The following is a 21,985-nucleotide window of genomic DNA, read 5'->3' on the forward strand; positions in this document are numbered from 1 at the left end:
TCGCCGCCCATCAGGCTCAGTCACCTGTCGCGGTGCTCGCGGCTGAGCCGCTCGACAGCTTGCGCCACGGTAGCAGCGGCCGCAACGGGCTTGCGCTAGGCACACCGCAGGGGGCAGGAAGAGTGCGGATCCACCGTTGCGCAGGCATGCAGCGGAAATGACGAGGAGCCCCGCGCCGTGATGGCGCGGGGCTCCTCGTGTCCCGGTGAGGCGGTTGCCTCGCAGGGAAAGCAAGCAAGCTTGCTTTCCCCTCCCTCAATCAGTTGTATCGCCGCTTCGCGGCTCACAACTTCCCGCGGTTCGGCGAAACGAGCAAGCTCGTTTCGCTCTCACCTTGGTCAGTTGTAGGTACCGGGGGTGTAGTCGTCCGAGCTGAAGCTGTCGAAGTCGACGAAGCTCAGATCGTTCTCGTTGAACACGGTGTCGTCGGTGAAGATGCGGTTCGGGTAACGCTCCGCCTTCGCCTCCTCGGTGGGCTCGACCGTCACGTTGCGGTAACGGGTGAGACCCGTGCCCGCAGGGATCAGCTTTCCGATGATCACGTTCTCCTTGAGACCGATCAGCGGATCGCGCTTGCCCTCCATGGCGGCCTGCGTGAGCACACGCGTGGTCTCCTGGAACGACGCGGCCGACAACCACGACTCCGTCGCGAGCGAGGCCTTGGTGATACCCATGACCTCCTGGCGAGCGGATGCCGTCTTCTTGCCCTCGGCGAGCGCAGCACGGTTGATCTCGTTGTACTTCGCGCGGTCGACGAACTCACCTGGCAGCAGGTCGGTCTCGCCGTGATCCACCACGGTCACCTTGCGCAGCATCTGCCGCACGATGACCTCGATGTGCTTGTCGTGGATCGGCACGCCCTGCGAGCGGTACACGCCCTGCACGCCGCCCACGAGGTGCTCCTGCACCGCGCGGATGCCACGCACGCGCAGCACCTCCTTGGGGTCGACCGTGCCGACAATGAACTGCTGACCGAGCTCCACGTGGTCGCCGTCCTCGACGAGCAGCGTCGAGCGCTTGAGCACCTGGTAGCGGTGCTCCTCGTCGCCGTTGTCGGGGGTGAGCACGACGTAGCGGGCCTTCTCGGTGTCCTCGATGCGCACGCGGCCTGCGGCCTCGGCGATCGGGGACGCACCCTTCGGGGTGCGTGCCTCGAACAGCTCCTGCACGCGGGGAAGACCCTGCGTGATGTCGTCGGCGGATGCCGAGCCACCCGTGTGGAAGGTACGCATCGTCAGCTGCGTACCCGGCTCACCGATGGACTGCGCCGCGATGATGCCGACGGCCTCGCCGATGTCCACGAGCTTGCCCGTGGCCAGGGAGCGGCCGTAGCACTGCGCGCAGACGCCGACTGCGGACTCGCAGGTCAGCACGGAGCGCACCCGGATGGTCTCGACGCCCGCCCCGATCAGCTTTTCGATCAGAACGTCACCGACGTCCTCACCGGCCTCGGCCACGACCGTGCCCTTCTCGTCCACCACATCGGTGGACAGGCTGCGGCCGAACACGGAGTTCTCCACGTTCTCGTCGCGGATGAGCACGCCCTCGGAGTTGCGCGCGCCGATCGAGAGGTCAAGACCCTTCGTCGTTCCGCAGTTGTCTTCGCGGATGATGACATCCTGCGAGACGTCGACGAGACGACGCGTGAGGTAACCCGAGTCGGCGGTACGAAGAGCGGTGTCGGCCAGACCCTTGCGGGCACCGTGCGTCGCGATGAAGTACTCGGCCACCGAGAGACCCTCTGAGTAGCTCGAGATGATCGGACGCGGGATGATCTCACCCTTCGGGTTGTTCACCAGACCGCGCATACCTGCGATGTTGCGCACCTGCAGCCAGTTACCACGAGCCCCGGACGACACCATGCGGTTGATGGTGTTGTGCTCCGGGAAGTTCTCGCGCATGGCCTTGGCGACCTCGTCGGTGGCATCCGTCCAGATCTTGATGAGCTCCTGGCGGCGCTCAGCCTCGGTGGTCAGACCCTTCTCGTACTCGCTCTGAACCTTCGCCGCCTTCTTCTCGTAGGAGGCGATGATCTCCTTCTTCGAGGGCGGGGTGACGATGTCGCTCAGCGCGACGGTGACGCCCGAGCGCGCTGCCCAGTAGAAGCCGGCATCCTTCACGCGGTCAAGCGTGGCGGCGACCTCCACCTTCGGGTAACGCTCGGCCAGGTCGTTCACGATCGAGGAGAGCTTGCCCTTGTCGGCGACGGCCTCCACCCAGGGGTAGTCCTCCGGCAGCGTCTCGTTGAAGATCGCACGACCGAGCGTGGTCTCGCGAAGAGCGGTTCCGCCCTGCACGAAGCCTTCGGGGGCATCCTCTTCCGCCAGGTACAGACCCGTGAGACGGATGCGCACCTTGGCGTTCAGGTCGAGCGAGCCCTGGTCCTTGGCGAGGATCGCCTCGGAGACCGACGAGAACGCACGGCCCTCACCCGTCGCACCCTGCTTGACCGTGGTCAGGTGGTGCAGGCCGATGATCATGTCCTGTGCGGGCAGGGTCACCGGGCGGCCGTCGGACGGCTTCAGGATGTTGTTCGATGCGAGCATCAGGATGCGCGCCTCGGCCTGGGCCTCCACCGACAGCGGCAGGTGCACAGCCATCTGGTCGCCGTCGAAGTCCGCGTTGAACGCGGCGCAGACGAGCGGGTGCAGCTGGATGGCCTTACCCTCGACGAGCTGCGGCTCGAAGGCCTGGATGCCCAGACGGTGCAGCGTAGGCGCACGGTTCAGCAGTACGGGGCGCTCGCGGATGATCTCCTCGAGCACGTCCCACACCTGCGGGTTCGCGCGCTCCACCATGCGCTTGGCGGCCTTGATGTTCTGCGCGTGCTGCAGGTCGATCAGCCGCTTGATGACGAACGGCTTGAACAGCTCGAGCGCCATGTCCTTCGGCAGACCGCACTGGTGCAGCTTGAGCTGCGGGCCCACGATGATGACCGAACGGCCCGAGTAGTCGACGCGCTTGCCCAGCAGGTTCTGGCGGAAGCGACCCTGCTTTCCCTTGAGCATGTCGCTCAGGGACTTCAGGGCACGGTTGCCGGTCCCCGTGACGGGACGACCGCGGCGGCCGTTGTCGAACAGCGCGTCGACGGCCTCCTGCAGCATGCGCTTCTCGTTGTTCACGATGATCTCGGGAGCCCCGAGGTCGAGAAGGCGGCGCAGACGGTTGTTGCGGTTGATCACGCGACGGTACAGGTCGTTCAGGTCGCTCGTTGCGAAACGGCCACCGTCGAGCTGCACCATCGGGCGCAGCTCAGGCGGGATCACCGGAACGACGTCGAGCACCATGGCCGCGGGCGAGTTGCCCGTTGCGAGGAACGAGGAGACGACGCGCAGTCGCTTGATCGCGCGGATCTTCTTCTGTCCCTTGCCGTTCGCGATCTGGTCGCGGAGCAGCTCGGACTCGGCCTGCAGGTCGAACGCCTCGAGGCGACGCTTGATCGCCTCTGCCCCCATGTAGGCCGTGAAGTACAGGCCGTAACGGTCGACGAGCTCGTTGAAGTCGGCATCCTCTGGCTTGAGGTCGCCGACCTTGAGCGTGCGGAAGCCTTCCCACACGCGCTCGAGACGGGCGATGTCTTCGTCGAAGCCCTTGCGGACCTGCGACATCTCCTTCTCGGCGCCGTCGCGGGTGCGGCGCTTCTGGTCGGCCTTGGCGCCCTCTTCTTCCAGGGCGGCGAGGTCTGTCTCGAGCTTCGCCAGGCGCTCGGCAACACGGGCGTCGCGCTGGTCGGTGAGCGCCTTGATCTCGAGGCGCAGCTCGTTCTCGAGGCCGGGCAGGTCTTCGTGGCGAGCCTTCTCGTCCACGTCGATCACCATGTAGGCGGCGAAGTAGATGACCTTCTCGAGGTCCTTCGGCGCCATGTCGAGCAGGTAGCCGAGGCGCGAGGGCACGCCCTTGAAGTACCAGATGTGCGTGACGGGAGCGGCGAGCTCGATGTGGCCCATGCGCTCACGGCGCACCGAGGACTTCGTGACCTCGACACCGCACCTCTCGCACACGATGCCCTTGAAGCGCACTCGCTTGTACTTGCCGCACGCGCACTCCCAGTCGCGGGAGGGTCCGAAGATCTGCTCACCGAACAGACCGTCCTTCTCCGGCTTCAGGGTGCGGTAGTTGATCGTCTCGGGCTTCTTGACCTCACCGTGAGACCAACGACGAATGTCGTCTGCCGTGGCCAGGCCGATACGCAGCTCGTCAAAAGTTGTTACGTCGAGCAATTTCTCTCCTAGTAAGAAAAGTTCGTCAGAAGGTCTGGCTGGCTTCAGATGTCGTCAATGGACGACGACTCGAAGTGGCTGGACAGGTTGATGCCGAGCTCCTCCGCCGCACGGTATGCCTCGTCATCCGTGTCGCGAAGACTCACCGGGGTGCCGTCTGCCGAGAGCACCTCGACGTTCAGGCAGAGCGACTGCATCTCCTTGATCAGAACCTTGAAGGACTCCGGGATGCCCGGCTCCTGAATGTTCTCGCCCTTGACGATGGCCTCGTAGACCTTCACGCGGCCCAGGATGTCGTCGGACTTGACGGTGAGCAGCTCCTGAAGTGCGTAGGCAGCGCCGTACGCCTCGAGGGCCCACACCTCCATCTCGCCGAAACGCTGACCACCGAACTGCGCCTTACCACCGAGCGGCTGCTGGGTGATCATCGAGTACGGTCCGGTCGAACGCGCGTGGATCTTGTCGTCGACCAGGTGGTGCAGCTTCAGGATGTACATGTAGCCCACCGAGACCGGCTCGGGGAACGGCTCACCGCTCCTGCCGTCGAACAGCTGCGTCTTGCCGCTGTGGTCGATCAGACGCTCGCCATCGCGGTTCGGCAGCGTGGAATCGAGCAGACCTGCGATCTCCTCCTCCAGCGCACCGTCGAACACCGGCGTCGCCACCTTGGTGTTCGGCGCCGCCTCACGTGCGACCTCGGGAAGGCGTCCGGACCAGTCCGGGTTGCCCTCGACCTTCCAGCCCTGCTTGGCGGCCCACCCGAGGTGGATCTCCAGCACCTGGCCGAAGTTCATGCGGCCGGGAACGCCGAGCGGGTTGAGGATGACGTCGACCGGCGTGCCGTCCGCGAGGAACGGCATGTCTTCGACGGGCAGGATGCGCGAGATGACGCCCTTGTTGCCGTGGCGGCCCGCGAGCTTGTCACCCGCCGTGATCTTGCGCTTCTGAGCGATGTAGACCACGACACGCTGGTTGACGCCGCTTCCGAGCTCGTCGTCGCCATCCACCGCGTCGAACACCTTGACGCCGATGACCGTGCCCTCTTCACCGTGGGGAACCTTGAGCGAGGTGTCGCGCACCTCGCGGCTCTTCTCGTTGAAGATGGCGCGCAGCAGGCGCTCCTCGGCCGACAGCTCGGTCTCGCCCTTCGGGGTGACCTTGCCGACGAGGATGTCGCCGGGGCGCACCTCGGCACCGATCCGGATGATGCCGCGCTCGTCGAGGTCGGCCAGCAGTTCCTGGCTGACGTTCGGCAGGTCGCGCGTGATCTCTTCCTTGCCCAGCTTGGTGTCGCGGGCATCCACCTCGTACTCCTCGATGTGGATCGAGGAGAGGGTGTCGTCCTTCACCAGGTTCTGGCTGAGGATGATCGCGTCCTCGTAGTTGTAGCCCTCCCACGGCATGAACGCCACGAGAAGGTTCTTGCCGAGCGCGAGCTCGCCGTTCTCCGTCGCGGGACCGTCGGCGATGACCTCGCCTGCCTCGATGCGCTCACCGGCGTTGACGATCACGCGGTGGTTGTAGCTCGTGCCCTGGTTGGAGCGGTCGAACTTGCGCAGGTAGTAGGTCTGCGTTCCGCCCTCGTCGAGCTGGATGGTGACGGCATCCGCCGAGACCTCCGCGACGACGCCGGCCTTCTCGGCCGTGAGCACGTCCCCGGCGTCGATGGCTGCGTAACCCTCCATGCCGGTTCCGACGTTCGGCGACTCGCTGCGCAGCAGCGGCACCGCCTGACGCTGCATGTTCGCACCCATGAGGGCGCGGTTCGCGTCGTCGTGCTCGAGGAACGGGATGAGCGAGGTGCCCACCGAGACCATCTGGCGCGGCGAGACATCCATGTAGCCGATCTGGTCGGCCGGAACGAGGTCGACCTCGCCGCCCTTCTGGCGGGCCAGAACGCGGTCCTCGGCGAAGTGGCCGTCCGCCTTCAGCGGGGCGTTGGCCTGGGCGACGATGAAGTCGTCCTCCTCGAACGCGGTCAGGTAGTCGATCTGGTCGGTGACCTTGCCGTTCACGACCTTGCGGTACGGCGTCTCGATGAACCCGAACGAGTTGATGCGCGCGAAGGATGCCAGCGAGCCGATCAGACCGATGTTCGGGCCTTCAGGCGTCTCGATGGGGCACATGCGGCCGTAGTGCGACGGGTGAACGTCACGCACCTCGACACCTGCGCGATCACGGGACAGACCACCAGGGCCCAGCGCCGAAAGGCGACGCTTGTGGGTCAGACCCGCGAGCGGGTTGTTCTGGTCCATGAACTGCGACAGCTGGCTGGTTCCGAAGAACTCCTTGATCGCCGCGACCACGGGGCGCACGTTGATCAGGGTCTGCGGCGTGATCGCCTCGATGTCCTGCGTGGTCATGCGCTCGCGAACCACGCGCTCCATACGGCTGAGGCCGGTGCGCACCTGGTTCTGGATGAGCTCGCCGACCGCACGGATGCGGCGGTTTCCGAAGTGGTCGATGTCGTCGACATCCAGGCGGATGTCTGCGGGCTTGCCCGCACGAACGCCGTCGATCGCGTAGGTGTTCTCACCAAGCTGCTTGACGCTGGGAGCCGTCGGGTCGTGCAGGGCCACCAGGTACTTGATGGTCTTGATGATGTCCTGCGGGGTCAGCACGGAGTCCGACAGCGGGGCATCCAGGCCCAGCTTGCGGTTGATCTTGTACCGGCCGACCTTGGCGAGGTCGTAGCGCTTCGGGTTGAAGTAGTAGTTGTCGAGCAGTGCGCGGGCGGCCTCTGCTGCCACCTGCTCGCCCGGACGGAGCTTGCGGTAGATGTCCTTGAGGGCCTCTTCCTTGGTGAGGATGGTGTCCTTCTCCAAGGTGAGCTCGATGGACGTGAACCCCTTGAACTCCTGCAGGATCTCCTCGCTCGTCAGACCGAGGGCCTTCAGGAAGACCGTCACGGACTGCTTGCGCTTGCGGTCGATGCGCACACCCACCTGGTCGCGCTTGTCGACCTCGAACTCGAGCCATGCGCCACGGCTCGGGATGATGCGGGCCGAGTAGATGTCCTTGTCGCTCGTCTTCTCGGCAGTGCGCTCGAAGTACACGCCGGGGCTGCGGACGAGCTGGGACACGACGACACGCTCGGTGCCGTTGATGATGAACGTGCCCTTCTCGGTCATCAGCGGGAAGTCGCCCATGAACACCGTCTGAGTCTTGATCTCACCGGTGATGTGGTTCATGAACTCCGCTTCGACGTAGAGCGGTGCGGAGTAGGTCTTGCCCTTCTCCTTGCACTCGTCGATGGAGTACTTCTTCTCCTCGAGGAAGGGGTTGGTGAACGAGAGCTGCATGGTCTCGCTCAGGTCTTCGATGGGAGAGATCTCTTCGAAGATCTCCTCCAGACCGCTGTTGCCCGGCAGATCCTGACGACCTTGCGCCTCGGCTTCGGCGACGCGAGCCTTCCACGCGTCGCTTCCGACCAGCCAGTCGAAGCTCTCCGTCTGCAGTGCGAGGAGATCTGGAACGGTGAGGGTGTCGGTGATCTTGGCGAACGAGAGACGAGAGAAGTTTCGTCCGTTCTTGGGTGTGGTGGTGGAAGATGCGTTGCGCGCAGCAGCCAAGGAAATAACCTCCATGGGGTCCCTCATGGGGACCACGGGTGACTGTCGGTCAGGTTGTGGTGTGGACGAAGACTCCCGCTACAGTGGTGCCCTGCCGTTGTGCTCGTATCTGACCGGCCCATGGCCCTGTCGACGAAGCGGTCTGCAAGCAGAACCTCCGTGATCAGGACCCTTCGAGGACCCAGCCCATGCACACACCGGGGACACGCAGAGCCGACCGCAATATGAAGGCATGAGTGTGGGAGCGCAAAGAACAACTATATGTCAATGCGACGCGCCGTGTCCAGTTTTTTCTTGACCGATCGAGAATTCAGCAGTATAAGCGCCCGGACCAGCCGGTTTATTCCGCGCGCCGCCGTCGCGCAGCTCTGCTGAGCCGGCGTGTCGCGGCGGCGGATGCCGCCCCCCGCCGGCGCCGGCAGGCGGTTTTCAGGACATACTGCGAGGCATCCACACAGTGTCGACGGGTGCTCGTGCCGCCTGAAAACGTGTCTTTGCCGGCAGATGCCGCTCGCGGCGGCAGCAGCAGCCGGTTTTCAGGACGTGCCGCCAGGCATCCACACAGTGTCGACCGGTGCGCGCGTCGCCTGAAAACGTGTCTTTGCCGGCAGATGCCGCTCGCGGCGGCGCCAGCAGCCGGTTTTCAGGACGTGCCGCCAGGCATCCACACAGTGTCGACCGGTGCGCGCGTCGCCTGAAAACGTGTCGTTGCCGCTGGGCCGTGCCGGGCGAGGGTGTCGTTGCCGCTGGGCCGGCGCGAACGTGCCGTGCCCGCGGGCCTTCGGTGTGTGTGGTCGGAACGCCGGCCGAAACAGCGGTCGCGATTCCGGGCGTATTGATCACCAGGCGTTTTTCAGGACATGCCGCGACGCATCTCGATAGTGTCCACGACTGCGCGCGTGGCCTGAAAACGCGTCGCGTCGTCGGCGAGGCCCGCCGCTCCAGCTCGTCCTCCCCAAGCCCACAGCCTGAGCCCTCATCCACAATCCGCTTCGGCGCCCGTTCCGCCGGAGGCTTCTGCCGACATCCTGCAGTGCATGGATGAACCGCGACTCGGAGTCTTTCCCCTTGCCGAGCTTCGCTTACTGGGCCATTCTCGCTACGCCATAGCCGATGCGATAAGCAGTGGCCGCCTCGAGCGGGTGAGGCGAGGGTGGTACGCCGAGCCCGCAGCGGATGCTCACGCAAAACTCGCCGTGCACGTGGGCGGCGTGCTGACCAGTGCGTCGGCGGCGCGTCACTACTCGATGTGGACACCACTCGATTCCAGGCTTCACGTGCTCGTCCCGCGAAACGCGTCGCGGCTGCGGCCTCTGCCGCCGACGGCAGGGAATGTGCTCTGTTTGCACTGGGCTGCCGGAAGCACCAAGGCAACGGCCGTCGCCGCGCCTCTTCAGGTCGTGAAGGATGCGATCCAATGCCTTTCGTTCGACGCCGCCGTCGCCATGGCCGATTCGGCCCTGAATAGACACCTCTTCGAACTTCAGGATCTGCGGACCATCTCGGCGCGGATCGCCGAGTGGGCAGACCCTGCGTCTCAATCCGGCACCGAATCCCGGTGCCGGATTCTCCTGCGTCGCAAGGGCGTGCGCGCACGAACCCAGGTGTGGATCGATGGGGTGGGGTTCGTTGACCTGGTCGTCGGCCAACGCTTGGTGATCGAATGCGACAGCGCGACCTTCCACGATGGGTATCAGTCGACCCGTGACTACGACCGAGACATGGCACTCGTCGCGCAGGGCTACATCGTGCTCCGCCTGAAGTACAGCCACGTCATGTTCGAGTGGGACCGAGTGGAGGCGCTGATCCTTTCGATCGTGCGAGCCCGGCGCCATCTCTGGCGCGCCGGGGGCGCCGCGGGCACCGTGTACTCGCTGTGAGCAGAAGGGCCACCATTCCGCGTGCACCCCCGTGGGCCGCAGGCCGCAGAGCCTCTGTGGGCGGCCAGACCGCCCGGTTGAAGGGCGCCCATCGCTTGCCGCAGCAGTACTCCCCCCGCTTGTCGCAGCAGTATTTCAGGATGGTGAGGAAGCCACGCCAATAGTGGCGACGGCTCCGGGGATCTCCTGAAATCGGCAGAGAAGACGGGTGCTGGTCACCGGGAGAAGCAGGACGGCACGGCGCGTTCGGGCCGAGCAAGACGGGCACTGCCCGTTCGGGCCGAGCAAGACGGGCACTGCCCAGACGGGAATAGCCAGACGGACACTGCCAACTCGGGACAAGCAAGACGGTCACTGCCGGTTCGGGAGAAGCAAGACGGGTACCGCCCGGCGCTGCTCGCGGGGAGGGTGCGGCCGAGCTTTCGGACCGTCAGGGGCGGACGAGGGCGATCGCCTGCGCACGGTCGCGCAGGCCGAGCTTGGCGAAGATCGAGTTGATGTGGGTCTTCACCGTCGCCACGCTGACATAGAGGTTCGCAGCGATCTCGGTGTTGCTCAGCCCTTGGCCGACGAGCGCGAGCACTTCGGACTCGCGCACGGTCAACTGCGGATGTCCGTGGCGCAACTCCTCGGCGGACAAGGCGCCGCCCCTGGGCGACGCCGGCATCTGGGCCGACCGCTGCGTCCCTGACAACGCCGCGGGTTCCGGCAACGCCGCAGGCTCCGGCAGCGCCGCGAGCTCCGCGGATTCCGGTTCCCGTCCCGAGCCCCCCGAAGTGCCTGTGAGGCCGCCGATGAGACGGGCTCCGACTTCCCCGGCGAGCGTCGTCTGGCCACGCGCGACCGAACGCACGGCCGCCGCGACCTCGGCGCGGGAGGCATCCTTGGTGAGGTATCCGCGAGCGCCTGCGCGGAGCGCTCCCATCACCGAGGCGTCGTCGGCGAACGTGGTGAGCACGAGCACGGCCGTGTCCGGATGCTCCGCCGTGATACGCGCCGTCGCTGCGGCTCCGTCGAGCACGGGCATCCGCAAGTCCATGAGCACGACGTCCGGGTGCCGCTCTCCCACCATCGCCACCGCCTGCTCGCCGTCTGCGGCCTCGCCGACCACCTCTATGTCGGGCAGCAGGTCGAGCACGGTCACCAGGCCGTCGCGCACGATCGCCTGGTCGTCGGCGACCACAACACGGATGTGCGGCTCGTTCTCCTTGTCGGTCATGCCGTGCCCTTCGGGGTCAGCGAAGCCGAAGCGCGGACTTCGAACCTGCCATTCCGCACGCCGCACTCGACGACACCGCCCGGCAGCCCCGCGAAGCGTTCGCGCATACCCACAAGACCCTTCCCCGATCCCGTTGCCGCCAATCCGGTCGCTGCACGGTTCCCGGAAGCGGATGCCGGCGCAAACGCCCTGAGCGGATTCGCCACCTCGAGTTCGACGGCGTCAGGACGCCAGGAGATCCGCACCTCGACCGGCTCACCTGGGGCGTGCTTGCGGGCGTTGCTCAGCGACTCCTGCAGCGCACGTCGGAGCGCCGTCGCGACCGGCTCCGGTACATCGGTCGGACTGCCGAGCTGCTCGAATCGCAGCCGGCCGCCGAGCCGCTCGTGCGCGTCGACGAGATCGATGAGCTGCGCGCCGAGATCCGCGGTGCGAACGGATGCCGGCGCATCCGTCTCGGACCGCAGAGCCTCCACCGCCCGGCGCGCCTCTGCGAGCCCGGATGCCGCCATCGAGCGTGCGTCGTGCAGCCGGCTGAGCGCGGCATCCGTTTCGCCTGCCTCGAGCTGCGCCTCCACGGCGTCGAGCTGGATGACCAGACCGCCGAGGCTGTGCGCCAGCACGTCGTGCATGTCGCGCGCGAGAGTCTGGCGCGCGGCGAGCGCCGACGCTTTCGCCTGTTCCTCGCGCATCGCGGATGTCCGTTCGGCGAGTTCGACTGCGGCGGCCTGCCTGGCGCGAGCCTGCCTGCGGTTCGCGCCGCCCAGCAGCGCCACGAGCACCGTCGCTTCGAGTGACAGGATGCCCTCCGGCGTCACCGATCTGCTCCCGGTGAGGGTGACGATGAGGGGCACGACGAGGAGAAGTCCTCCTGCGATCAGAGCGCCGACATAAGTGAGCCACGGCGGATGTTCGATCGCCCCCAGCTGCATGACGCCGGCGATCACCGGTACGACGAGCAGCCCGTTGGTCGCCCATGCCGCAAGAGCCCCGCCGACGACCATGACGAGATACGTGGCACGTAGGAGGGTTAGCTTCCTGGCCGGCACGACCAGACTGCCGATCCAAGCCGCAATCGAGACGATCGCGGCCGGCACGGTCGCCAGCGGAAGCGAGACCGTTCCCTGCACGACCTGGGGCACGAGGTATCCCACGACGAAGGCCATGCCGAGCACGTTGAGCAGGATGCCGAAGGGCGTGCGCCGTGGCCCGAGAAACACCTCGGTCATCTCTGCGCTCCTCCCCGCCGCGTAGGTCCCGACTGCATCGACGCGGCCGACGGCGGTGGCACCGGAGCGGTCCCGCGGTCGATTCGGTGTCCATCCTGCCGCACGGCCCGCATGTCCTGCCGGGGCTCGGGCGGGGCAGCCGCCCGGCCAAGCCGAATGGGCCCGCCGCTGCTGGTCGATACCCTGCAGGTCAAGGCCCAGCAGGTCGATGCCCTGCTGGCGGATGCCCTGCCGATCGATCGTCAGACGCCGACCGGCTCGCTGATCCGTCCCGCGCGGTAGAGGATGACGCCGACTCGCGCAATGCGGTTCGCCGCGACCATGAGCAGGATCACCCCAGTGGATGCGGCCAGGTGCGAACCTGCCATGCCGGCGAGGGCATCCATGCCGACCCGCACGGCGATGAGCACGACCCAGAGCACGAGGCCCATCCAGCCGGTGCGAGTCTCGAGGCTGATGGGAGAGCTGGTGGGCCGGCGGTCGTTCGCGTGGGCCTCGCGGTAGAGACGGATGCCGTCCGCCGAAAGCGGCCGGAAGATCGCGATCGCCCCCATGACCGCCCCAAGCGCGAGGGAGACGACCAGCTCACCGAGCAACACAGCGATGTCGAGACCCGTGAGCGCCTTCACGTTGGTCATGCTTCCGAGGGTGGCCACACCGACGATGGCAAGGATCGCCGGCAGTCGCCACATGCGCCCTGGGTCGACGACGCGCCACGTCATCTGGCGGTAACCGACCCAGGCGACCAGAACGACGATGAGGATCACGTTGGTGACGAGCTGGAGGGAGATGGACACGGTGCTCCTTGTGTGATGGTTCGACCGGTGGTTCGCAATCGGCGCGGCTTCGGCGAACGAGGTGATGCATCCACTCTTCCCAGGGCGGAGGCGTGCGCCCACCGACCACGGGTGGAGAAACGGGTGGAGATTCCTAAGGAGCGGATGGCGCGGGTTGAGGGGGCGCGATCCTAGGCTGAAGGGGTGCAGGAGCATCCGTCGGTCGTTTTGAAGCACAGCGGCCTGCGCGCCGTGATCGAACCGGACCGCTGGGTGCCCGCCTCGTTCCAGCTGATCGTTGACGGAACGCCCCAATCCCACGTGGATCTCGACGATCCGACGAGACTGTTCTTCGAGTACGTGCAGCGCATGGGCAACGTGATCGACCTCTTGCGCGAGCCGGGCGAGCCGATCACGGCCGTCCACCTCGGCGCCGGCGCCATGACGCTGCCTCGCTACATCGCGGCGACGAGGCCGGGCTCGAGGCAGCAGGTGATCGAGCTGGAGAGCGAGCTCGTCGACCTGGTGCGGGCGGAGCTGCCGTTGCCGAGGTCGGCCCAGATCAGGGTGCGTCACGGGGATGCCCGCGAGGTCGTGCGCAAGCTGCCCGCCGGTCTGCGCGGCACCGTCGACCTGCTCATCGTCGACATCTTCAGCGGTGCGCGTACGCCTGCTCATGTCACGAGCGTCGAGTTCTATCGGGAGGCCGCCTCGCTGCTGAAGCCGGACGGCGTTGTTCTCGTCAACGTGGCGGACGGGCCGCCGCTGTCGTTCGCGCGCGGGCAGGCATCCACGCTCGCCTCGGTCGTCGAACACGTCGCGGCCCTTGCCGAGACGCAGGTGCTCAAGGGCAGGCGCTTCGGCAACATCGTGCTCGTCGGCTCGAACGCGCAGCTACCGCTCGACTGGCTGCCTCGATTGCTGGCCAGCGGACCGCACCCGGCGAAGGCCGTCGCAGGCGATGAACTCAGACAATTCGTGGCCGGCGCCGCCGTCGTGACCGACGAGACCGCCGTCGCCTCCCCGTTGCCAGGTCGGAGCGTGTTCCAGCTGAAGGGCTGACACGCACAGCGCCGAGGCTTGGCGCACTGCGTCGAGACTTCGCGTACACGACGATGCATGGCGCACGCACCCAGGCCTCGTCGCGTATACGAAGTCTCAGTGCCGGGTGGAAACGCGGGGGTGGCGCCGCCCGAGCGGCAGCGCGGGAGCGGCAGCCCGGGAGCGACAGCCCGGGAGCGACAGCGCGGGGTGGCAGCGCGCAGCGGCCGTACCCCGGAGCAGCAGCGCGGAAGTCAGCGCAGAGCGTGGCGGAAGCGGATGCGCTGCCCCGGCCGCAGCTGCGCGAACAGGTCGAGGTCGGCATCCGCGACCACGGCGATCACCGGATATCCCCCGGTGACCGGCCCGTCGGCGAGCAGCACCATCGGCTCTCCGGAAGGCGGCACCTGAATCGCGCCGGGCACCATGGGTTCGCTGGGCAGCTCGGCCGGGAGTCGCGGGTCGTGCGAGCGCTTCAGCACTACGCCCTCGGGCGAGCGCAGCCGCGCGCCAACGCGGTTCGACTCCTGCGTCACCTCCCACTCGATCTCGTAGAACGCGTCGACGGATGCCTGCGCGAACCAGTCCTCGCGGGGACCCGCGACCACGTGCACGTCCACCTCGTCGTCGGGCGGCGACGGCACCGTGAGTGCGTCGACCGCCGGAATCGCGCCAGCCACCTCGGCGGCGAGCGCGATCGCCTGACCGTCGGCCAGTGGAGCCGCACCGACCCGTGCGCCGACATCGGTAGAGGCCGAATCGAGTTCGTGCTGCGCGCTCACCCCGCCGCGCAGCGCCACGTAGTAGCGCAGACCGTGCAGAGCAGGGCCGAGCTCCAGCACATCCTCGGCGTGCGCGAGCACCGCGGCATCCGGCTCGATCGGATGCCCGTTCACGCGCAGCGCGCCCCCCGCCCCCGTCACTGCGAACCACGTCGGCCGATCGAACCGCAGTTCCGCTCCGATCAGCACCTCGAGTCCGGCCGCGTGTTCGAGGTTGCCCACCAGCCGATTGGCCAGCCTGAGGGCGCCCCTGTCGAGTGCGCCTGACCTGCCCGCGCCGATGGACGCCGAGGCTGGCCGGCCGAGGTCCTCGACCAGCAGTTGCGGACCCGAGCGCAGCACCGTCACGGAGTCCGACCCTGCCTGAATGTCGGCGTCCGATCCGCCGGGAATCGCAGGATCCGCCGCATCGGAGAACTGATTCTCGTCCGGTCGATCGTTCGATTTCCGGCCGATCGTGTCAGAGTCGCGGCCAACGGTGCTCGGCACTGTGCCGTCGGTGCGGCCGGTGCTGGCGCTGCTGCCCGTGCGATCGGCACGGCCTGCGCCGCCGGTGCGGCCGGTGCTGCTTGCACGGCCGGTGCTACCGGTGAGGCCCGCACCGTCGCGGCCGGCCGCGTCGAGGGCTTCCACCGGCCGGAACCTCACGACAGTGCCGGGGGTGAGTAGCGCGGGGTGCGGCTCCGTCGCGCGCCAGAGCGGGGCATCCGTTCGTCCGATCAGCTGCCATCCGCCGGGGCCCTCCCTCGGGTACGCACCGCTGAAGCGGCCGGCGAGGCCGACGGCCCCCGCGGGCACCCGCGTGCGCGGAGCGGTACGCCGAGGCACCTCGAACCAGTCGTCGTCGGTGACGAGGTAGCCGAAGCCGGGGGCGAACCCGCTGAAGGCCACGCGCCACAGGGCCGACGCATGCCTGCTGACCAGCTCGTCCACCGCGACGCCGGCGAGCCGGGCCACCTCGTCGAGGTCGTCGCCGTCGTACACCACGTCGAGCACCACGGCGGCGGGCACCCCCGATTCACCAGCCGCCGCGGCGGACGCGAGCGACGAGGAATCCTGCGCAGGAGGCATCCGCTCGACTGCACGCCCGAGCCAGGTGCGAACTGCGTCGGCGGGTATCTGCTTCGGGTCGAACAGCACGGCGAGCGTGCGCGCCGCGGGCACGACGTCGTCGACCCCGGCCGGGCGGGCCGACGACAGGCCGGCGTGCAGCGCCAGCACGGCACGCAGCCCGGGCAGGTCGACGATGAAGGCTCTGTCCCCGATCCGACTGATCGGCGGTAGGCGGTCAGTCGCGCCCATTAGGCGAAAGCCTCGATCCCGATTCCGGATTCGTGCAGCGCCTCCCGCACCACGATCGCCATCGCCACGGCATCACGGCTGTCGCCGTGCACGCACAGGGACGCGGCATCCAACTCGATCGTCTGCCCTTCGATCGTTTCGACGACGCCGTCGGATGCCATGCGCACCGCACGCTCGGCGATCCCGTCGTCCACGCCGAGCACGGCACCTGCCATGCTCCGCGGGGCGAGTGTGCCGTCGGCCAGGTAGGCCCGGTCGATGAACGCCTCCCGCACGAAGCGGACGCCGCGGCTCTCGCACGCCCGCTCGATGGCGCTGTTCGCCAGCCCGAGCAGTGCGAGGTCGGCCGGAAAGGATGCCACGGCGTCGGCCACCGCGGTGGCCTGCTGCTCGTCGCCGACGATGCGGTTGTAGAGAGCGCCGTGCGGTTTGACGTAGCGCACCTCGGCCCCGACGGATGCCGCCGTGCCGGCCAGCGCGCTCAACTGGTAGACCACGTCGGCGTGCAAGTCGGAGGGCGCAACGTCCATGTAGCGGCGGCCGAAGCCCGCGAGGTCCCGGTAGGAGACGTGCGCGCCGATCACGACCCCTCGGTCACGAGCCGCGCGGCAGGTGCGCAGCATGGTCGCCGGGTCGCCGCCGTGGAACCCGCACGCGACGTTTGCGCTCGAGACGACGTCGAGCATCGCCTCGTCGTCGCCCATGACCCACGCGCCGAAGGACTCGCCGAGGTCGCAGTTGAGGTCGATCACGCGCATCCATCTCATTCTGCCCGCCCCGCTCCGCTCGCCCCAGCCCCCTTACCTGGCCGGAACCGGATGCCCTCGACGACGTGGCGGCGCCAGCGAGCCCGTCAGCCGCTCATGACCTGCTGGAGCAGCCTGGAGAAGTCGTCGGGACCGACGCTGATGTCGCCCAGGTACGGACGATCCATGTCTGCCGTGACGAAGATGACGAGGCCGACGAACAGGGCGAGCATCCCAGCCATCGCGAGGTGGACACGCAGGCTTTTCACGTCGACACAGGCCAGCAGCACGGCGTTGACGAGGGCGCCCACCCAGATCAACGCCCACAACAGCGTCGGCAAGCCGAGCGAGGTCACGTTGATGCGTGTGCGCCGCGCCGTCACGAAGTCGTTGTACTGGTTGACCGTCGCCGTGTAGAGGCTCGAGGTTCCCGCAGAGGGACGGTAGTGCAGCAGCATGTGCTGGAACGTCAGCAGGGTGACGGAGCTGTCGGCCGGCGCCATCCCTGCGTGCTGAAGGGGCCAGTCCTCGCTGATGACCGTGCGCGTGTATGAGCGGAGCGCCTCCTGCAGAGGGCCGGCGATAGCTGCGGGAAAGCCCGAGACATCGCGGTACAGGGCGCCGAGCGCAGACGACTCCTGCAGCACATCGGTGCGCACCTCGACGTAGTTCTGATACGCCGCAACGGCGACGAGTGCGAGGAAGATCCCGAAGAAGACGCCGAAGGTGCCGATCGAATAGCCGACCACGCGGTCCCACTCCTTGGGCTGCGCGGCAGCACTCCTCACCCACGGCCGAAGTGCGAACACCAGCGCGAGGGAGCCCGCGACGAAGCCGATCAGGAAGATCGGAAGACTCACGAACAACGGCGCCGAGTAGAACCACGACATGGCGTCACCCTAATGTCGAGAAAGGTTCAACAACAGGGTCGGGGTCTGTTGGGCGTCCGCCCGTGAGCTGATCGAGCCCTCCCTCCCCATCCCGGCACGGGACCAGAGATGCACAGCCACGCGCGTGCGTCGCGCATCCGTCGGTGCCGCTGGTTAACCTCGAAGCGTGGCTGATTTGGTACGAGTGCGTCGCTGGGCCGAAGCGCTCATCGCGATGCATCTCGACGCGGATGCCTGGACATTCGGCTTCGACAACGCCAAGACCCGAGGCGGCCAGTGCAACCACTCCACGAAACGCATCACGGTCTCACGGCACCTGGCCGCGCGGTTCGACGATGACGAGATCCACCAGGTGCTGCTGCACGAGGTGGCGCACGCGGTCGCCGGTCCTGCCGCCGGGCACGGACCGAAGTGGAAGTCCATCGCGCGCGACCTCGGATATGTCGGAGAACGCACGCTCGACAAGCCGGTCGCCGAAGACCTCGCGCCGTGGGTCGGCAGGTGCCCGAGCGGCCATCTGCACTACCGCTATCGCAAGCCCACCCGCACCATGTCGTGTGCCCGATGTTCGCGCAGGTTCTCCCGTGACCACCTGATCGTGTGGGAGCGACGTGGCGGCTAGCCCCGGCACGGCAGGATTGGTGCGGCAGCCAACGCGGAACAGGTGAACCACAGCACATGACACTCACGGCATCGGAACGCGCGTCGGCGCACAACGGAACGACGCCCACGGCGCCCGCGCTGGAGACGCCGACGGAGCCGCCTGCCCCGGCCAGGCTCGGCGAGACGGGGCAGTGGTTCCACACGCCAGACGGCCAGCGATGGTGGTTCGACTCCGGATGCCTGTGCCTCGACTTCGCGTACACCGGCGGCATTCCGGAGCCGGGCGGAGGCGAACGCATCCCGAACGAGCCGTGGGAGCTGCTACGAGCGGCGACCGACCTCGCCGCCTGGCTACACGACAGGTTCCCGGCGATCGACCCGGCCTGTGCCGAGCACGAGCTGCGCGACGCGCTCACGCTGCGGGAGGCGATCGCGCACCTGGCGCTCGCGGCGCTCGGCGGGCATCCGTATGCAGCTCACGACGTCGACATCGTCAACCTCTACGCGTCGACGCCCGACCTGCCGCCTTCGTTGGCCGGCGGCAGCATGCAGCCGGGCCGCGGCAAAGCGAGGGCGACCCAAGCGCTCTCCGCCATCGCACGCGACGCGGTCGCCGTGTTCGGATCGGGTTGCCGCGACGGCATCCGCTCGTGCGGTGCCGACGACTGCGGGCTCGTCTACCTCGACGTGTCCCGCAGCCGCAACAGGCGCTGGTGCTCCATGCAGCGCTGCGGCAACCGGGCAAAGGTGCGTGCCCACCGCGCGCGACGCGCAGCCGCGCCTGCCGCATAGCTCTGCACCCGCGAACGAACGCTCGACGGGCCACCCGGCCGACGCAGGGGCGGTAGCGAGTGTCGATCATGGTTGTCGCAGGCGCGGTAGCGAGTGTCGATCGCGGTTGTCGCAGGCTCGTGGCAGAGTCGCAGAATGACCCGCATCGGTGCGATCTTCAACCCATATCCCAACCCGCCTGAAGCGCTCGTGGATGCCGCGGCTGCAGCCGAGCGGGCAGGGGTGGCCGAGCTGTGGCTGTGGGAGGACTGCTTTCGGCAATCCGCCTTCGCTGCGGCGTCCGCCGCGCTCGCAGCGACGTCGTCCCTGCGGGTCGGAATCGGCATCGCACCCATGCCGTTGAGAAACGTTGCCGCGACGGCCATGGAGATCGCAACGCTGGCGCGCATGTTCCCAGGCCGCCTGCTTCCCGGGGTCGGGCACGGTGTGCAGTCCTGGATGGAGCAGGTGGGCGCGCGCGTGGCTTCACCGCTGACTCTCATGCGCGAGCATGTTCCAGCGCTGCGGGCGCTGCTCGCGGATGAGACGGTCACCGTCGACGGGCGCTACGTCTCGCTCGACGCCGTGCGCCTCGACTGGCCGCCTGCCGACATCCCACTCGTCTACGCAGCGGCGGAGGGTCCGAAGACGCTGAGGCTGGCCGGGGAGGTGGCCGACGGCGCCGTGCTCGACAGTCGGCACACCATCGAGGAGATCGCGCACGCGATTTCGGAGGTGCGAGCCGGACGATCGGATGCCGGTCGCGACGGCGAGCCCGACATCGTGGCGTTCGTCGCCGTGGCGTTCGGCGCCGACGGCGTCGAGCGCTCGGTCGCGGACTGGGACGGCGAGATACCGGCGGATGCCGCCCAGCGCGTGCTCTCCGGAACCTTGGAAGAGGTCGTGCCCCGCGCGCAACGCTTCGCCGACCTCGGCGTTGACCACCTGGTGTTCCTGGCCCCGCGATCGGAGCCCGACCTCACCTCGTACTTCGAGAAGGTCGGAGAGGTGGCGCGAGCGGTCGAGTGACCGTCCACGCTCGTGCCGGCAGGTCAGTCGACGACCTGCACCTCTTTCCAGAAGGCCACGTAGTCGCTGAAGTCCTTGCCGACCCGATCGAAGGCCGTCGGGTAGGGCTCCGGATAGCTCCACGCTCGGTCTTGGAGTCGCTGTCCGTCCGCGTTCACGGTGAAGTACTGGCACTCACCCTTCCACGGGCAGGTGTACGGCGTCGGGCTCTTCTCGAGCAGTTCCGACCTGACGGCAGACGGCGGAAAGTACCAGTTGCCCTCGATCTTGATGAGGTCTTCGACGGGCGCCTCTGCGATGACGGTGTCGTTCACGATGGCTTTCACGGGATGGTCCTTCCCTCTTCCCTGCGTTCGGCGGGCTGCACTGCTCTGGGCCGGCACACTGCGTGCCGGGGCTCACGCTCCAAGACGTGGCAACGCCCGCCGCACTCGCGCCATTCCCGGTCTTCTCGTTCAGCGGTATGTCCGTGGTGCGGAACCTATACGACCGATAGGCTTTCCACGCTCGAGACCGTGCTCGCCCGCGGCCGCCGGGCCGCTCACGGGCAGCGCCGCCGTTCGACTGCCGCCATTCGACTCAGGAGTGCCCGATGACCGACACCGGCAAGCAGGACGACGACGCACAGCATGCGGCCGAGCAAGCGCGGTGGCCGCAGGTCGCCGGACCGGCGCACCAGCCGTATGCGGAGCAGCAGGGCCAAGGCGCCTCGGCCCCGACCCGCGGCGAAGCAGGGGAGACGGTGCAGTACGCGGCGGAGCCGTTCACCGCGGAGCAGCATCCGGAGCCATTCGCCGCGGAGCAGTACCCGACGCTTCCGGTCGACGCGGGGCAGGACCCCGATCAGCTCAGCGCTCCGCCGGAACCGAAGAAGAAGCGCACCGGGCTGCTCGCCGGCATCGTCGGCGGGGGTGTGCTCCTGGTGCTCCTCATCGCCGGTGGCGTCTGGTTCGCGTTCGAATCGAGCGCCCATACCCCTCAAGCAGCCGTCCAGCCGTTCATGGATGCCTTGGTGAAGGGCGACGTCGCTCAGATCGTCAAGACCGGCAACATCGACACGAACAGTCCGCTCGTCACCGAGAAGGCATACGCAGCGACGAAGGACCGAATCTCGGGCTACTCGATCAAGCCGGCGGGCTCACAGTCGAATACGGCGAGCGTGTTCGTCAGCTACAAGCAGGGGTCGGACCGCCACAGCGAGACCTTGGAGTTGAAGAAGAGCGGCACGGATCTGCTGTTCTTCACAAGGTGGACCCTCGTGCCGGTCACCCTTCCGACGGTGAAGGTCACGGCGAACGCCCCAGGCGACGCGTCCGTTCAGGTCAACGGAGTGGCTGTCGGCATCGACAACAGGGGCAACGCCGAACTCCAGGCGCTGCCGGGCCGCTACGACGTGACCCTCGCGACGTCGGCCAACTACACGGCTCAGAGTCAGACCGCCACGATCTCCGTGATCAACGCCTCCACGGATGCGGCGGGCAGCGCGGTGAAGCTCAACGCCAGCCTCACCGATGCCGGCAAAGCTGCGGCCGTCACCGCTGTGAACGCGTGGGTTTCGGCCTGTACAGCATCCACGGAGCTTCAGCCCGCTGGTTGCAGCTTCGGTCTGATCAACGACCTGCCGGGCGTGCACCTGTCGAATGCCAAGTGGACGCTCGTCACTCCGCCCACCTTCTCCGTCGGCGCGTGGGATGGTGCCGGCTGGGCAGTCGACACCGTGACGCCCGGGTCGGCGACATTCCTGGCCGACGGATCGGCCGACGACGGCAGCTCTGGACAGGTGACGTCGATTGCACCGGTGAACGTCGCCGTCGAAGGCGAGATCACCGGATTCGACAAGAGCGGCAACGCGATCTTCCAGTCGATCGACTGGACGGGCAAGGCGAGCCTGCCCACCGCCTGATGCCGCGGCGGCGCGGCACCGT

At 67.5% G+C, this 21,985-nt stretch carries 15 protein-coding genes; 6 read left to right on the forward strand and 9 right to left on the reverse strand.

Features of this window, described 5'->3' with window-relative positions:
• Window positions 1-338: 338 nt before the first annotated feature.
• Both ACO2Q7_RS07590 and rpoB read right to left on the reverse strand, forming a co-directional pair.
• The gene (locus ACO2Q7_RS07590) at window positions 339-4,220 is read right to left on the reverse strand and encodes a DNA-directed RNA polymerase subunit beta' (RefSeq protein WP_423354994.1); all 3,882 of its coding nucleotides are present in this window, start codon (window positions 4,218-4,220) and stop codon (window positions 339-341) included.
• A 44-nt stretch (window positions 4,221-4,264) separates the two neighbouring features.
• Window positions 4,265-7,792, reverse strand: a complete 3,528-nt coding sequence (rpoB, locus tag ACO2Q7_RS07595) for a DNA-directed RNA polymerase subunit beta (protein ID WP_423354995.1) — start codon at window positions 7,790-7,792, stop codon at window positions 4,265-4,267.
• Between the two features lie 1,037 nt (window positions 7,793-8,829).
• On the opposite strand from rpoB, the gene ACO2Q7_RS07600 reads away from it, so the two are divergent.
• Entirely contained in the window at window positions 8,830-9,672 is an 843-nt protein-coding gene (locus tag ACO2Q7_RS07600) for a DUF559 domain-containing protein (protein WP_423354996.1), read from the forward strand.
• A 430-nt stretch (window positions 9,673-10,102) separates the two neighbouring features.
• Here the strand turns inward: ACO2Q7_RS07600 and ACO2Q7_RS07605 are convergent, their stop codons facing one another.
• From ACO2Q7_RS07605 to ACO2Q7_RS07615, 3 genes are all read right to left on the reverse strand, one after another.
• On the reverse strand, window positions 10,103-10,891 hold the full coding sequence (locus ACO2Q7_RS07605) for a response regulator (protein ID WP_423354997.1): 789 nt from the start codon (window positions 10,889-10,891) through the stop codon (window positions 10,103-10,105).
• Window positions 10,888-12,120 carry a sensor histidine kinase gene (locus ACO2Q7_RS07610; RefSeq protein ID WP_423354998.1) on the reverse strand — a complete coding sequence of 411 codons (1,233 nt, stop codon included), beginning with the start codon at window positions 12,118-12,120 and terminating at the stop codon, window positions 10,888-10,890. Before ACO2Q7_RS07610 ends, ACO2Q7_RS07605 begins: the two co-directional genes overlap by 4 nt.
• 242 nt (window positions 12,121-12,362) lie before the next feature.
• Window positions 12,363-12,917 carry a hypothetical protein gene (locus ACO2Q7_RS07615; RefSeq protein ID WP_423354999.1) on the reverse strand — a complete coding sequence of 185 codons (555 nt, stop codon included), beginning with the start codon at window positions 12,915-12,917 and terminating at the stop codon, window positions 12,363-12,365.
• A gap of 183 nt (window positions 12,918-13,100) precedes the next feature.
• Between ACO2Q7_RS07615 and ACO2Q7_RS07620 the strand changes: the two genes are divergently transcribed.
• Window positions 13,101-13,958, forward strand: a complete 858-nt coding sequence (locus tag ACO2Q7_RS07620) for a spermidine synthase (protein ID WP_423355000.1) — start codon at window positions 13,101-13,103, stop codon at window positions 13,956-13,958.
• A 233-nt stretch (window positions 13,959-14,191) separates the two neighbouring features.
• On the opposite strand, the gene ACO2Q7_RS07625 is transcribed toward ACO2Q7_RS07620, so the two are convergent.
• From ACO2Q7_RS07625 to ACO2Q7_RS07635, 3 genes are all read right to left on the reverse strand, one after another.
• Complete coding sequence (locus tag ACO2Q7_RS07625) at window positions 14,192-16,021, reverse strand: 5-oxoprolinase/urea amidolyase family protein (protein ID WP_423355001.1); 1,830 nt, start codon at window positions 16,019-16,021, stop codon at window positions 14,192-14,194.
• Window positions 16,021-16,779 carry a LamB/YcsF family protein gene (locus ACO2Q7_RS07630; protein ID WP_423355002.1) on the reverse strand — a complete coding sequence of 253 codons (759 nt, stop codon included), beginning with the start codon at window positions 16,777-16,779 and terminating at the stop codon, window positions 16,021-16,023. The genes ACO2Q7_RS07625 and ACO2Q7_RS07630 overlap by 1 nt, the downstream gene beginning before the upstream one ends.
• Before the next feature lie 95 nt (window positions 16,780-16,874).
• Window positions 16,875-17,657 (reverse strand): hypothetical protein, encoded by a 783-nt coding sequence (locus ACO2Q7_RS07635; protein WP_423355003.1) that lies wholly within the window; start codon window positions 17,655-17,657, stop codon window positions 16,875-16,877.
• A 166-nt stretch (window positions 17,658-17,823) separates the two neighbouring features.
• On the opposite strand from ACO2Q7_RS07635, the gene ACO2Q7_RS07640 reads away from it, so the two are divergent.
• The 3 genes from ACO2Q7_RS07640 to ACO2Q7_RS07650 all read left to right on the forward strand — a co-directional run bounded on the left by ACO2Q7_RS07640 (window position 17,824) and on the right by ACO2Q7_RS07650 (window position 20,060).
• On the forward strand, window positions 17,824-18,279 hold the full coding sequence (locus tag ACO2Q7_RS07640; protein WP_423355004.1) for a SprT-like domain-containing protein: 456 nt from the start codon (window positions 17,824-17,826) through the stop codon (window positions 18,277-18,279).
• Window positions 18,280-18,335: 56 nt separating this feature from the next.
• The gene (locus tag ACO2Q7_RS07645) at window positions 18,336-19,052 is read left to right on the forward strand and encodes a CGNR zinc finger domain-containing protein (RefSeq protein WP_423355005.1); all 717 of its coding nucleotides are present in this window, start codon (window positions 18,336-18,338) and stop codon (window positions 19,050-19,052) included.
• A gap of 135 nt (window positions 19,053-19,187) precedes the next feature.
• Window positions 19,188-20,060, forward strand: coding sequence for an LLM class flavin-dependent oxidoreductase (locus ACO2Q7_RS07650; protein WP_423355006.1), 873 nt, complete (start codon window positions 19,188-19,190; stop codon window positions 20,058-20,060).
• 23 nt (window positions 20,061-20,083) lie between these two features.
• Here ACO2Q7_RS07650 and ACO2Q7_RS07655 read toward each other — a convergent pair whose 3' ends face one another.
• A complete protein-coding gene (locus ACO2Q7_RS07655; protein ID WP_423355007.1) occupies window positions 20,084-20,386 on the reverse strand; it encodes a DUF427 domain-containing protein in 303 nt (100 codons plus the stop codon).
• A gap of 266 nt (window positions 20,387-20,652) precedes the next feature.
• Here ACO2Q7_RS07655 and ACO2Q7_RS07660 point away from each other — a divergent pair, with 266 nt between their 5' ends.
• Entirely contained in the window at window positions 20,653-21,963 is a 1,311-nt protein-coding gene (locus tag ACO2Q7_RS07660; RefSeq protein ID WP_423355008.1) for a hypothetical protein, read from the forward strand.
• Window positions 21,964-21,985: the final 22 nt, after the last annotated feature.

The sequence above is a fragment of the Rathayibacter sp. KR2-224 genome (assembly GCF_049446075.1).
Taxonomy (GTDB): Bacteria; Actinomycetota; Actinomycetes; order Actinomycetales; family Microbacteriaceae; genus Humibacter.